This window comes from Erythrobacter sp. W302b, from assembly GCF_046452395.1.
In the GTDB taxonomy this organism is placed as follows: Bacteria; Pseudomonadota; Alphaproteobacteria; order Sphingomonadales; family Sphingomonadaceae; genus Erythrobacter.
In genome coordinates, this window is record NZ_JBKFDH010000001.1 from 2,241,970 (window position 1) to 2,254,799 (window position 12,830).

Sequence of the window (12,830 nt, forward strand, 5' to 3'; positions counted from 1 at the left end):
GATAGAACGCAAGAGTATTGGGGTTGGCAGCATCGATCGGCGTTTCGAGCGATCAACCCCCGTTCTCATGCCCGCAATTGGCGCTGATACCCGGCCCCGTCGCGCAGCAATCCGGCAACCGCATTGGCCGCCACTGGCCGCGAGAAGAGGTAGCCTTGAATGTTCTGGCACCCCTCGCGTTCAAGCACTTCGAACTGCGCGATATCCTCCACGCCTTCCGCCAGCGTCTCCATTCCCAGCGCGTTCGCCAGCGTGGTGATCGCACGGATCATTGCATGGCCGTTGCTGCTGGTGCCGAGGTCCTCGACAAAGCTCTTGTCGATCTTGACCTTGTCGAACGGGAAAGAGCGCAGATAGCTGAGCGAGGAATAGCCCGTCCCGAAATCGTCGAGCGCAATCTTGACGCCGAGATTGCGCAGAGAATGCAGCGTCGCCAGCGTCGCATCGACATCGGCGATGAAGATGCTTTCGGTGATCTCAAGCTCAAGCCGTTGCGGCGCCAGCCCGCTGGCTGACAGGGCCGAAAGCACGGTGCTGGCAATGCTGGTTGCTGCGAATTGCTTGGGCGAGACATTGACCGCCACCGAGACGTCACCGGGCCAGCCGCTCGCCTGACGGCAAGCCTCGCGCAGCACCCATTCACCGATCGGAATGATCAGACCGGTTTCTTCGGCCAGCGGGATAAACTCGGCCGGGTTGACGCGCCCGCGCGTGGGATGGTTCCAGCGGATCAGCGCCTCGAACCCGGTCAGGCGGCGTTCGGCGAGGCTGTAGAGCGGCTGGAAATTGAGCTCGAACCCGCCCTCCTTGATCGCGGCGCGCAGGTCGAGCTCCAACTGGCGTCGCTGCCTTGCGGCCTCGTCCAGGGCGGGCTCGAAGAAGTGATAGGTAGACTTGCCCTCGTGCTTGGCGCGGTAAAGCGCGAGGTCGGCATTCTTCATCAGCGTGTTGCCGTCCTCGCCATCGCCGGGTGCCATTGCGATCCCGATGCTGGCCCCGCACGAGACTTGCTGATCGTTGATCGACACCGGCCGGTCAAAACAGCGCTGCAAGGCATCGGCAATATTGCCGAGGCTCGCCTTGTCGTCGATCCCGTCGATCAGGATCGCGAATTCATCACCGCCGAGCCGCGCAAGCAAAGCATCAGGCAGTTCTTCCCGAAGGTGATCGGCGACGATCCGCAGCAGGGCATCGCCCGCCGGGTGGCCAAGGGTATCGTTGACCATCTTGAAGTCATCCAGGTCGACATAGGCGACCATGACCTGCTCCCCCACCCGGCGGCGCGACAGGGTGTTGGCGAGCTGTTCGGTGAACAGCTTGCGGTTGGGCAGACCCGTCAAACCGTCATGCAGGCCGACATGGATGATCTGGCGCTCCCGCTCCTCGATCGCGGCGACCATCTGGTTGAAGCTGCCTGCCAGCCGCCCGATTTCGTCATCGGTGTCGACTGTGAGGCTGACTTCGCGGCCTTCGCCGATCAAGCGCGTCGCCTCATCAAGCTGCTTCAGCGGCTCGGTCACGCCGCGGGCGACCTTCCAGCTCAGGCCCAGCACCAGCACGATCCCGCCACTCGCCAGAATGATCAGCCACGATTTGAGACTGGCATAGGCCGCCAGAGATTCCGCGAGCGAGTGGCGCAGCACCAGACGTGGGGCGATGCCATCTTGCAGCACGGCGAGATCGGACACGTGATAAAGGAAGCGGCTCTTTTCTTCGCGCTCGAACACCCGATCAGCGCTGGCGTCGCGCAGCCAAGCGGGCTGGCGCGCGGCATCGACGACCGACGCTTCGAGCGAAATCGGCGCCAGTTCGACCAGCCGGTCAAGCTCGTCGCGGTCGAGCGGCTGAGCAATAACCAGCCAGCCGATCAGATCGGGCGCTTCGACCGGCGCGGCGGCGGCGAGCGCGAAGCCCTGTTCTGACCGGATGATCCCGCGCTTGCCGCCCTTGTCGAGCTGCGTCCACATTGTCTCGGGCAGCGGCACGCCGGTCGCATCGGCGGCGAGCACTTCGCCTTCGAGTGTCAGCACGAACGCCATGTCGCTGCGCACCCGGCCTTCGAGACTGGTCAGCGCGCTGGCGATAGTCGGTGCATCGCCGGTTGCCACCGCCTCGCGGAAGCCAAAATCATGCGCGAGAACATCGGCCTGATCGCCCATTTGGCGGGCGCGGGCGGCAAGGATCTCGTCGAACACCCTGGCATTGGCGGCAAGGTCGCGCGCTGCGCTCGCCTCGCCGAAGCGCGCAAGGGCGCCCGCCGCCAGCGAGACGACCAACCCCAGAACCAGCGCAAACAGCCCAGCATAAAGGAGAGCGATCCGCGTGCTCAGCGCGCCGAACCGCAAGGCCTTCAGCCGCGCGAGCATGTCCTGTGCCCGGCTCATCGCACGGCCACCTTGAGTTTGTGGCTCTGCCCGCCGCCAGTAATGGTGATCGCCGACTTGCTCTCCCCCGCAGGCGCGCGCAGTTGCGGATGCCAAACGGTCAGCTTCGCTGCACCGCTCGCCATGCCGGACAGCGTGACGTAGCCGTTGTGATCGGTCTTCGCCGCGAACGGCGTGTCGGTCACACGAATATAGCCGCGCATCTGATCATGGATGTTGCAGCCCAGCTTGACGCTGCCGGTGATCGGGAAGCTCTGCGTGCGGGTCTGGTCGCGGCCGTAAAGTTCAATCTCGAAGCGAGCAGGCTTGGAGAAGCTGTAGATCGAATGGCGGACCGTATCGAGATTGGGGAACGCCACTGTGCTTCCTTTGGCGACGATCAGGGTGCCGGGGGTGAATTGCTGGTTCTTCTGCGCCATGCCCATTTTCCACGCGAAGCGAATCGGACCGGCAGCACCCTTGGCGCTGTGCAATTCGACCACGGCATCGCGGACCGGCAGGCCTGCCTCGTCGACCACCTGCACGCGCAGGTTGGCAGGGGTGGCAGCCTGAACCAGCGCCGCGCCGCCAACCACTCCGGCGGCGGAGACAAGGCTTGCAGCAAAGGCAATAAGGGCGAAGCGGGGAGGGACAGGAGAACGCATATCAGGCGGCTCCATTAAGGGCACACCTCTTAAGAAAGCCTCGCCGTTTGGTTTAGGCGGCGTTTACCAACTGTCGCTAACTGGTCGGGGCATGACTTCGATCCCCTTTAGCCTGATGGCGCTCGCCCAAGCAGCGGCGGTGCCCGCCGCCCCGCTGCCCGCAGAACCGCCGCAAATCGCCTATGCCCCCGTGCTCGATGCCGAGATTGAGCCTGCACCAACCCGGCGTGCACTGCCACCGGTGCACACCGCTACGGGCTTTGACGAGGACAATGGTCAGCCGGGAAAGGCGCGCCTTTTCAAGGGCGGTAAGTTGTTGCTGACAAACGGAGTTTCTACCGTCGAAGGCTCGTCGGGCGGCGGAATTGCGCGCTGGGCGACGATTGCCGGACGGCAGATGCCGGGTGGGATTGGACTCACAGCCCATGCCACGGCGGTCGAATTGCCGGACTATGGCTGGCGCTCCTATGGCGTCGCTGTGGGCATTGGCGACCGGCTGGAGCTGAGCGTTTCGCGCGCCGATTTCGACACCCGTGATGTCGGCGCGGCGCTGGGAATCGGACAAGGTTACACCTTCAATATGGACACCTTCGGCGCGAAACTGCGGCTCGCAGGCGATGTCGTCTATGGCGATCCGTGGTTGCCGCAGGTCGCGGTTGGGATCGAACACAAGCGCAGCCGTGATGGCGCGCTGGTCCGCGCGCTCGGCGCTGCGGATGACGAGAGCACGGATATCACCCTGAGCGCGACCAAGCTGGTGCTGGCGCGGAGCCTGCTGGTCAATGCGACGCTGCGCTACAGCGAAGCGAATGAGCTTGGCTTGCTCGGTTTCGGGACGACCGCGGGCGCGGGCTACGCGCTACAGTTCGAAGGTTCGCTCGGCTACCAGCTGTCCCGCCGCGCGGTGGTGGGGGCGGAATATCGCTCAAAGCCCGACAATCTCGGTTTGGGGGATGATGACTGGATGGACCTCTTCGCCGCCTACGCCCTGACCGATCACCTGACCCTGACGGCAGCCTATGTCGATCTCGGTTCAATCGCCACCATCTCCGATCAGCGCGGCGGGTTCCTGTCCGCGCAGGTCGCATTCTGATTCTGCTTCGGGAGTCCTCACGATGCTGCTGACCGCCACCGCTTCTGCCGTCCTGATGCTGCTGCAACAGGCCCCCGCCGAGGGGACCGATTGGGACGCCGAATTCGGGGTCGAAGTGAAGGAACGCGATCCTGTCACCGGCGAGATCCCCGTCGAACCCTATGAGCAGTCCAACGCCAATGCCGGGGCGACGCCCTATGACAGCGGCGCATTGGCGCGCGATTTCGGTGGGCGGGAGGGTATTGCCCGAATCGCTGCACGCACGGTCGATCTCAGCGAGGCCGATCCGCGCATCGCCGCGATCTTCGCCGCGCATGACACGGTCCGGCTGAAGCGCACCTTGGGCGAGCAGTTCTGTTACCTGCTCGGCGCGGGCTGCGATTATTCAGGTCGCGACATGCGCACCGCTCACGCCGAGATGGGCGTTACGAAGGCGGACATGAACGCGCTGGTCGAAAACCTGCAATCTGCCATGCGCGAAGCAGGCGTGCCGTTTGCAGCGCAGAATCGCCTGCTGGCAAAGCTCGCGCCGATGTCAGGTCAAGTGGTCGAGCGATAGCGCCGCCCTTGGCAATGTGGGGTCGCCCCCCAGTTCGGATTTCAAAGATCTGACTTTGAAGAGGCGCCATGCCGCTTTCGGAATCGAACTCAGATCCCACTGGTCACTGCGCCTGAACGGTGCGGCGCATGGCGGCTTTTCCTCATCGTCCAGCTCAGCGGTCGCCAATGTTACACGATGACATGGCCCGTTCCCTGCGCTAATGGCGCGCTCGCCATGACCAGTCTTCGTGCCTTGATCCGCAGAAATGCCCGGCTGACGCTGGTGCTGCTGCTGCTTGCTTTGGGAGTCAAGGCACTGGTGCCGGCAGGGTTTATGGTCACGCCTGCGGGCGAGCGGTTTCTGACAGTGACGATCTGTTCGGACGCCACCGGCGTGCCCAAGCAAATGCAGATTGCCATCCCCGACAAGCCCGGCGCTGGCGGCGATCATGCCGAGGCCGCCGACAAGGGCCAGCCCTGCGCATTCACGGGGCTTGGCCATGCGATGCTGAGCGGCGCCGATCCGACCCTCTTGGCAGCTGCCCTCGCTTTCATTCTGCTGATCGGGCTGGCACCGCTGCCGGCCTTGCCCACCCGCGAGATCCTGTTTCTGCGGCCGCCGCTGCGCGGACCGCCGACTCCGTCCGTCTGATCGCTGCGGTTCGCATTCCGGCCTGACCGGCTGACTGGCGAACCGCGATGGCTCATCGGTCCGGCGTGTCCGGATTGCTGGCGCTGTGCCCCAACCGGGCCATGCGCCGACGGAAGTTCAGGATAACATCATGCAATTCACTACCGTTAAGCGCGCTCTGCTGGGCGCGACCATGCTTGCCGCCAGCACAGGCGCCTTCCACGCACCCTTGCAGGCCCAAGGCATCGGCCAGCGGCAGGACGAGATCATTGTCACCGCCAGCCTCCAAGGCACCGCCACTGCCCCCACCCCCGAAGCCGCCCGGCAGGAGCTGGAGCGCGTCCCCGGCGCTACGGGCCTTGTCGAGGATGAGGGCTTTGCCGACATTTTCGCGCAATCGATCGGCGATGTGCTGGAACTCACCCCCGGCGTCTTTGCCGACACCAGTGCCCAGCGCGAAAGCCGCATTTCGGTGCGGGGATCGGGCCTCAATTCCAGCTTCGAGCGGCGCGGGCTCACGGTGCTGCGCGACGGGGTGCCGATCAGCCGCGCCTCGGGCGCGACCGAGTTCCAGGAGGTCGACCCGCTGACCGTGCGCTATCTTGAGGTGTTCAAGGGCGCCAACGGCCTGCGCTATGGCGCGGCGTCGCTGGGGGGCGCAGTCAACATCGTCAGCCCCACTGGCCGCACCGCCCGCGCGCCGATTGCTCTGCGCGCCGAGGGCGGCAGTTTCTCCACCTTCCGCGGCAATGCTTCGCTGTCTGGCAAGAGCGGCGATGTCGATTACTGGGGCGGGATCACCGGCCTCACCAGTGACGGCTATCGCGAACACAGCGAGGTGCGCAGCCTCTATGGCCACGGCAACCTCGGCTGGCGGGTGTCGGACACTATCGAGACGCGGTTCTATGTCACCGCGCTATCGGACAATTTCGAGCTGGCGGGCTCACTTCGGCTGGCTGATGCACTCGCCAATCCGCGCGCGGCGGGACGTCCGGTGCGGGCCGGGCCAGTGGTGCTCGATCCCGGTCCGGTCGCGGATGACTGGGACCGCAATCTCGATGTCTACCGCGTCTCCAACCTGACCGTCATCGACCTTGGCGGCACCGATCTGGAGCTGGGTGCCTGGTATTCGCGGCGCAATCTCGATCATGCGATCACCCGCTTTGCCGGAATCATCGTACAGGGCGAGGATGAAGTCGGCGCATCGGCGCGGGTGTCTGGCTCACTGCCCTTCCTCGCCGATCAGAGCCGCTGGCAGCTGGGCGCGATCTATGCATCGGCGAGCAACGACGCCAAGACCTTTGCCAACAACGCGGGTGAGCGCGGGGCACTGCGCACCCGCTCGGATCAGGATGCGGACACGCTGACGGTCTATGGTCAGGCCGATTTGGGCCTTACCGACACAGTCACACTGATCACCGGTGGGCAATATGCCCGCGCCACCCGCGATGTGACCGCGATCCTCAACGCGGTGACGGGCCGGGGCGAGTATGACCAGTTCAACCCGCGTGTCGGCCTACTGGTGGATGCGGCCGAGGACATCCAGTTCTTTGGCAATATCAGCCGCAGCTTTGAAGCCCCCAGCCTTGCCGACCTCACCAGTGGCGGAGCCTTCCCCTTCGCGCCGCTCGAACCGCAGCGAGCGACCGTGTTCGAGATGGGCACGCGCGGGCAGGCGGGGATCGTCTCGTGGGATATCGCGCTGTACCGGGCGGAGCTCGAGAACGAGTTCCTCGACCTTGCCGTGCCGGGTGCACGGGGCCTGGTCACGGTGACGAGCAATGCCGACCGGACGGTCCATCAGGGTCTCGAATTCGGGCTCGACCTGCGTCCCTTCAAGGCGGCGTTGGAGGCCAAGGGCCAGGCCCTGCGGCTGAGCGCGGCCTATACCTTCAACGATTTCACCTTCGATGATGACGCGGTCTATGGCGACAATCAGCTCGCCGGTGTCCCGCGCCATGTGCTGATTGCCGAGGCCCGCTTCGATCAACTGGATCGCTACTACCTCTCGACGACCCTGCGATGGATCCCCGACGGCCCGTGGGCGGACTACGCCAATACCGAGCGCGCGCCGGGCTACGCCACCGTCCAGCTTACCGCCGGGGTCACGCTGACCGATGGCATCGAACTGTTCGGATCGGTCGAGAACCTGTTCGACAAGGTGTTCATCTCCAACGTCACCACCAACGCCAACCAGCGCCTCACCAACGAGGCGACCTACACCCCCGGACAAGGGCGCGCCGTGTTCGGCGGCCTGCGGGCGAAGTTCTGAGGAGGCGGGTGATGAGCGCAAAGAACAAGACCGCACGCTGGTCATACTCCAAGCACCAGTGGCTGGGGCTGATCGGCGGGATCAGTCTGCTGGTGTGGGGCCTCTCCGGCCTCACCCATATCGCGATGGTGCTGTTCGGCCCGCAGCAGGCGCAATTCATGCCGCCTGCTGCGTCGGTCTCACTGGAAGGGGCGCGGCCGATTGCCGCAACCCTCGCCGAACAGGGCATCGGCCAAGCGGTGGCGGTGAAAACCGTCCCCGCCCCCGGCGGCGGGGTGCTGTGGCAGGTGACCCCGGCGGCGGACGGCGAGCGGCGCTACTTCCGCCCCGCCGACGGCAGCGAGGTGGCGAACGGCGACCGGGCACAGGCCGAATTTCTCGCCCGCCACTATCTCGCCACAGACCGGCCCATCACCTCGGCCAAGCTGCAAACGGAGTTCGATGCGGACTACCCCTGGGTCAATCGCCTGCTGCCGGTGTGGAAGCTGGAATTTGCAGGCGACGACGGCCTCACCGCCTATGTCCATACCGAAACCTCCAGCCTTGCAGGCGTCAACAACACCACCAAAACCCGCCTGCAAAGCGTGTTCCGGGCGCTGCACACCTGGGAATGGGTGCCGCCGGGGATGGACTGGCTGCGGGTGGTGGTGATCGCGCTGATGGTCGGGAGCCTGCTGGCGCTCGGCCTCACCGGGATCGCGATGCTGGTGACGGTGCGGCGCAAGAAGCGGCTGCCGGGCGCGCGCGGCTGGCACCGGATCGCGGGCTATGTGCTGGCGCTGCCGCTGATCATGTTTGCGGCTTCGGGAATCTATCATCTGATCCAGTCTGCCATGGTTCCGCCGCAGAGTAATCTCGCGATGGGCAGACCGGTGAATGTCGCGAGCGGCCAATGGCCGATCGAGGCAGACTGGGCGCTGATCGCCAAGGACCGCGATATTGCCTCAGTTGCGCTGGTTGAAGGGGCTGAGGTCCAGCCGCTCTATCGCATCGGCCTTGCCCCGAAAGGCCCGATGGGCGGCGGCGAGCATGACCACGGCCCTGCCAAGGCAGGGGCGGCGGATCATGGCATGGCAGGGCACGACCACGCCGCGATGATGGCGGCGCAAGCCAAGGCCCCCACCACCGACGCGGAAATCCGCGAGGCGCGCTTTGCCGGTATCAAACCCGATGGCCCGGCGATCTACCTCGACGCAGCCACCGGCAATGTCGTGACGTCAGGCGACAGGGACCTCGCCCGCGCCATCGCCCGCCGCTTCACCGGCGCGCCCGACAGCGCGGTGACGGGGGTGGAATTGGTGACCCGCTTCAGCCACGAATACGACTTCCGCAACAAGCGCCTGCCGGTCTGGCGGGTCGATTACGGCGCGCCGGTCAAGGCCAGCCTGTTTGTCGACACTGGTGCAGGCGTGCTGGTCGACCGGGTGGCCGACGGCGAGAAGCCCGAACGCCTCGTGTTCAGCTTCATCCACAAGTGGAACTTCCTGTTCCCGGTCGGACGGCTGGCGCAGAATGTGGTGGTCGGCCTGTTTGCCATCGCTCTGATCGGCTTCATGGCGGTGCTGGGGCTGCGGATGGATCTGGTCCGCCGCCTTCGCGCCCGCCGTGATGGTCAGAGGCGGGAAGAACCATCAGGCAGTGCATTCACCCACGACTGAGACGCCCCACCCGGTCTGCCGCCATTCGCAACGGTCTTGTGCGAATGGCGGCATTGGGGCCGGTTTGAGAATTTCCGCTTTCAGCGGCCAGACCGCTCAAGCCGACAAGCCGCTTCCAGGATCATCCCGGACTGCCACCCATACCCGCAAGTGGCGGGAAAATTGCCGACCCGCGTGACATGGCGACGCTAGAACCTATGTGGGCCCGGGTCAGACACAACGCGATGTTCAAGCGCAATAGGGGCTGAGCGCGCACCGCTCAGCACCCGGAGAGAGGCCGCCCAGAGCTTGGCACCTACATCGCGTGATGGCGGGCGATGGTCGCTTCATCGAGTTTCAGGAACCGTGCTGCATTGTTGTAGAGGATGTCGCGTTTCTGTTCAGCCGTGAGGAACGGCGCATCCTTGATCACAGCGATGCCGCGCTCCATGGTTTCCGGCCAAACCATTTGGTCAGAGCCGAACATGATGCGCTTGCCAAAGCCTGCATCGACCAGCGCGCCAAGGTAACGGTAAAACGCGGGGCGCGGCTGCGTGTAAACGATCACGCCGGTGTCGAGATAGACCTGTGGATGCGCGTACAGCAGCGCCAGCGTGTCATCGAGCATCGGGAAACCGGCGTGCATGACATTCACCCTGAGGCGAGGGTGACGCACCAACACATCTTCGAGCAGCAGCGGGCTCGACAGCCGCGCGCGGTAGCCCAATCCGGGCATGTAGGCGATGCCCGGAGGCCCCGGCCCCATGTGGAGAGCCACCGGAATGTCGTTGGCTTCGGCGGCAGCCCATAGCGGCTCAAGCCGCGGGTCGTCGGGAGAGATCCCTTCATATTGGAACCCGAGCTCCCCCAGCACCGCGATTCGCCCGTCCTTCTTGAGCTGGCCAAGTTCGGTCGCGAAGCTATCCGGCAAGGGAAGATCGGGGGTGAGGCTCGGCATCACACGATCAGGCGCGGCGGCGGCCCAGGCCGACAGAATTTTGACCCGCCCGCTCACTACGCCGATCACGTTGTTGCGCTCCATCACCTCAAGTGATCGGCGCATGACCGCATCGGTGGTTTCGGGCGACCAGATCGGGTCAGCGCAAGACGGGTTTTTGAAGGGAGTGATGAAGTTGGCGATCGTCGGGAGGCCGGTATCCCAGGTCGGCATCGGGTCGATGGGAACGCACATCGCCATGGGCGGCGGCCCCTGATCGTCAGCAGCGAGCGCATGGACATGCATGTCGATGATCGGCTCGCGCGCCGACAAGGCTGAGGACATCATGATCGTCAGCGGCAAGGCCAGACAACCGATCAACCTGATAACAAGAACGCCTGCCTGCATATTGCCCCCCAAAGCTCGACACCCGCGCCCGCTCGTGGCGCACGCCGATACTGCCCCGTTTACCACCCATCGCGTCCTTGGCTCTGGATCATGATACCGTCCCGCTCCTTGTCCGGTGCGAAGCGAAAATGGCAAATGAATAATCGCATCGCGGAAAGCGGGGCCGTGCGCGAAGGCTGTCAAAACTGCCGCTGGCCTAACTTCGGATGTCCATGGATGCCCGGATATGATCAACCACGTAGGCGTGCAGGGCATGCTCGAAGCGTACGCCCAAGCGCTTCTTTCTGCTCCACATAACGGTTGCACCGATCGGGCCGATCGATCCAATGCGGATCGTCACGCGGTCCCCTTCCGAATGCAGGCCGAGCTCGTCGTATATCTGGCACCCGTCCTTGGAAAGGTCATGGATTGTCACGGTGCTGGCGCCCTTGGCGGTCCGAAGTCGGCCTATGACCGATACGTCATGCCGCTCGGCCGATCGTTCGATGATGGGCCGCTCCGCCTCCGCTTGGGGAGGTGCGGGTATCGTTTCATCCGCCTGACTGGTCGCAGAGGACGCCTGTTCTGACAGCAGCTCTTGCATGGCTGGCATCACCACACCCGCTGCACCAAGCTTGAACGGAGGCCTTGCGTCCAGCCAACAAGCCCAGACGTCTCCCTTGCGGATCACAAAGAACAGACTGTCGTGGTCATTTGACATGATAATCCACGCTAGACGAAACAGAGCATAGATAACATTAATCTAGGTATGACAGCAAATGGTCATAATTACGGCATTAACTACCGTAACTTAGCTCGCTTAAGACGAAAGGCGGGTCAGCATTGGCCATGTCGACCACGTGCGAGTCGAACTGAACACCAATCTGCAACATTACCTTGCCTTTTCAGGCTTTTTTCCGACTCGCGCTTGTAATCACGCGTCTCGTTCGCATTCGTTGCTTGGCAGGGGTTCGGATTCGCATGGCGCGGTTTGCGCAATGGTGCGCAGGGGCCGTGAAAGGTCTGTCTCAAGGGACTGGCGGAGCAGGAGGGATTCGAACCCTCGATACGCTTTTGACGTATACACACTTTCCAGGCGTGCGCCTTCGACCACTCGGCCACTGCTCCATTGCCCGGTCAGGACAAGAGCACGCGCCACTAGCCGCGAATGGATTGCTTCGCAAGGCGCGCGGTGGCACGAATATGCGTATGAGAACTTTGCTTCTGGCGGCTTCGGCTGCGCTCGCCCTGGCCTTGCCGCTTGCTGCGCAGGAGGCGGCGAAGCCCGCAGCCCTCGCTCCGTCCGAAATCGTCGCCGCCGCGCCCAAGGCCGACTGGGTCGCGATCCCGGCGGAGGACCTGCTGATGATGACCCTTGCGCCCGATGCCGAGGGCAAGCCGCGGCAGGTGGTGATCCAGCTGATGCCCGCGCCCTTCTCGCAAGGCTGGGTCCACAACATCCGCCTGTTCGCCCGCGCCAAGTGGTATGACGGCATCTCGGTCAACCGGGTGCAGGACAATTACGTCACTCAGTGGGGCGATCCCAATTACGACAACCCCGAGGCGACGGGGAAGCCCAAGCCGCTGCCCGAGGGGCTCAAGGTGATGGGGGAGGCGGAGTACAGCGCGCGCGTCGAGCACACGATGCTTGTCGGGGGCAATCGCTATGATCCTAATCCGGTCGGACATGACCCGGAGGTCAGCCATCTGACGCGAGGAGACCGTTACGCGCCTGCGACCGGCTTTGTTTCGGGATGGCCGGTTGGGGCCAATCTCGACCGCGGCAAGTTTTCCAATCGTGACCTGCGCCGAGATCCGCAACTGGAGATAAAAAGCGTTTGGCCCACCCACTGCTACGGCATGGTCGGCGTGGGCCGGAATTATTCCCCCGACACCGGCTCGGGCGCGGAGCTTTATACCGTGATCGGCCATGCGCCGCGTCACTTGGATCGCAACATCGCGCTGGTCGGGCGGGTGATCGAGGGGATGGAGCACCTCTCCTCCCTGCCCCGCGGCTCGGGCGCGCTGGGGTTCTACACCGCCGAGGAAGCGAGCAAGCGCACCGCCATCACATCGGTACGAGTCGTCAACGACTTGCCGACGAATGAACAACCACGCTTCGAATACCTCTCGACCGAAAGCGCCACCTTCGCCGCCTATGCCGAGGCTATCGCCAATCGCCGCGATCCCTTCTTCATCACCCCCGCTGGCGGCGCAGACATCTGCAACATCCGCGTGCCGATGCGGCGGGCGGCTGAATAGCGCTGCGAGTCCCTCCCCGTCCTGGACGGGATGGGGAGGTGGC

The 12,830-nt window shown here is 64.3% G+C and carries 10 protein-coding genes and 1 tRNA gene; 6 read left to right on the forward strand and 5 right to left on the reverse strand.

The annotated features are described in order from the left end of the window. Nucleotides 1–65: 65 nt before the first annotated feature. Together ACLBKT_RS10580 and ACLBKT_RS10585 are read right to left on the reverse strand one after the other, a co-directional pair. The gene (locus tag ACLBKT_RS10580; protein WP_410182880.1) at nt 66–2,384 is read right to left on the reverse strand and encodes a putative bifunctional diguanylate cyclase/phosphodiesterase; all 2,319 of its coding nucleotides are present in this window, start codon (nt 2,382–2,384) and stop codon (nt 66–68) included. Next, nucleotides 2,381–3,028: a methylamine utilization protein gene (locus tag ACLBKT_RS10585; protein WP_410182881.1), complete on the reverse strand. Its 648-nt coding sequence runs from the start codon at nt 3,026–3,028 to the stop codon at nt 2,381–2,383. The genes ACLBKT_RS10580 and ACLBKT_RS10585 overlap by 4 nt, the downstream gene beginning before the upstream one ends. Nucleotides 3,029–3,119: 91 nt before the next feature. Here ACLBKT_RS10585 and ACLBKT_RS10590 point away from each other — a divergent pair, with 91 nt between their 5' ends. The 5 genes from ACLBKT_RS10590 to ACLBKT_RS10610 all read left to right on the forward strand — a co-directional run bounded on the left by ACLBKT_RS10590 (nt 3,120) and on the right by ACLBKT_RS10610 (nt 9,222). Further along, complete coding sequence (locus ACLBKT_RS10590; RefSeq protein WP_410182882.1) at nt 3,120–4,121, forward strand: DUF3034 family protein; 1,002 nt, start codon at nt 3,120–3,122, stop codon at nt 4,119–4,121. A 22-nt stretch (nt 4,122–4,143) separates the two neighbouring features. Further along, nucleotides 4,144–4,680, forward strand: a complete 537-nt coding sequence (locus ACLBKT_RS10595) for a group I truncated hemoglobin (RefSeq protein ID WP_410182883.1) — start codon at nt 4,144–4,146, stop codon at nt 4,678–4,680. Nucleotides 4,681–4,896: 216 nt separating this feature from the next. Next, complete coding sequence (locus ACLBKT_RS10600; protein WP_410182884.1) at nt 4,897–5,313, forward strand: DUF2946 family protein; 417 nt, start codon at nt 4,897–4,899, stop codon at nt 5,311–5,313. A gap of 130 nt (nt 5,314–5,443) precedes the next feature. Next, nucleotides 5,444–7,564, forward strand: coding sequence for a TonB-dependent receptor family protein (locus ACLBKT_RS10605; RefSeq protein WP_410182885.1), 2,121 nt, complete (start codon nt 5,444–5,446; stop codon nt 7,562–7,564). Nucleotides 7,565–7,575: 11 nt separating this feature from the next. Further along, nucleotides 7,576–9,222, forward strand: a complete 1,647-nt coding sequence (locus tag ACLBKT_RS10610) for a PepSY domain-containing protein (RefSeq protein WP_410182886.1) — start codon at nt 7,576–7,578, stop codon at nt 9,220–9,222. A gap of 295 nt (nt 9,223–9,517) precedes the next feature. Here ACLBKT_RS10610 and ACLBKT_RS10615 read toward each other — a convergent pair whose 3' ends face one another. The 3 genes from ACLBKT_RS10615 to ACLBKT_RS10625 all read right to left on the reverse strand — a co-directional run bounded on the left by ACLBKT_RS10615 (nt 9,518) and on the right by ACLBKT_RS10625 (nt 11,653). Further along, entirely contained in the window at nt 9,518–10,483 is a 966-nt protein-coding gene (locus ACLBKT_RS10615; RefSeq protein WP_410182887.1) for an amidohydrolase family protein, read from the reverse strand. Nucleotides 10,484–10,742: 259 nt separating this feature from the next. Then, nucleotides 10,743–11,246, reverse strand: a complete 504-nt coding sequence (locus tag ACLBKT_RS10620; RefSeq protein WP_410182888.1) for a PilZ domain-containing protein — start codon at nt 11,244–11,246, stop codon at nt 10,743–10,745. Nucleotides 11,247–11,562: 316 nt separating this feature from the next. Next, a tRNA-Ser gene (locus ACLBKT_RS10625) sits at nt 11,563–11,653 on the reverse strand. 81 nt (nt 11,654–11,734) lie between these two features. On the opposite strand from ACLBKT_RS10625, the gene ACLBKT_RS10630 reads away from it, so the two are divergent. After that, nucleotides 11,735–12,787, forward strand: a complete 1,053-nt coding sequence (locus ACLBKT_RS10630; protein WP_410182889.1) for a peptidylprolyl isomerase — start codon at nt 11,735–11,737, stop codon at nt 12,785–12,787. The last annotated feature ends 43 nt before the right edge of the window (nt 12,788–12,830 follow it).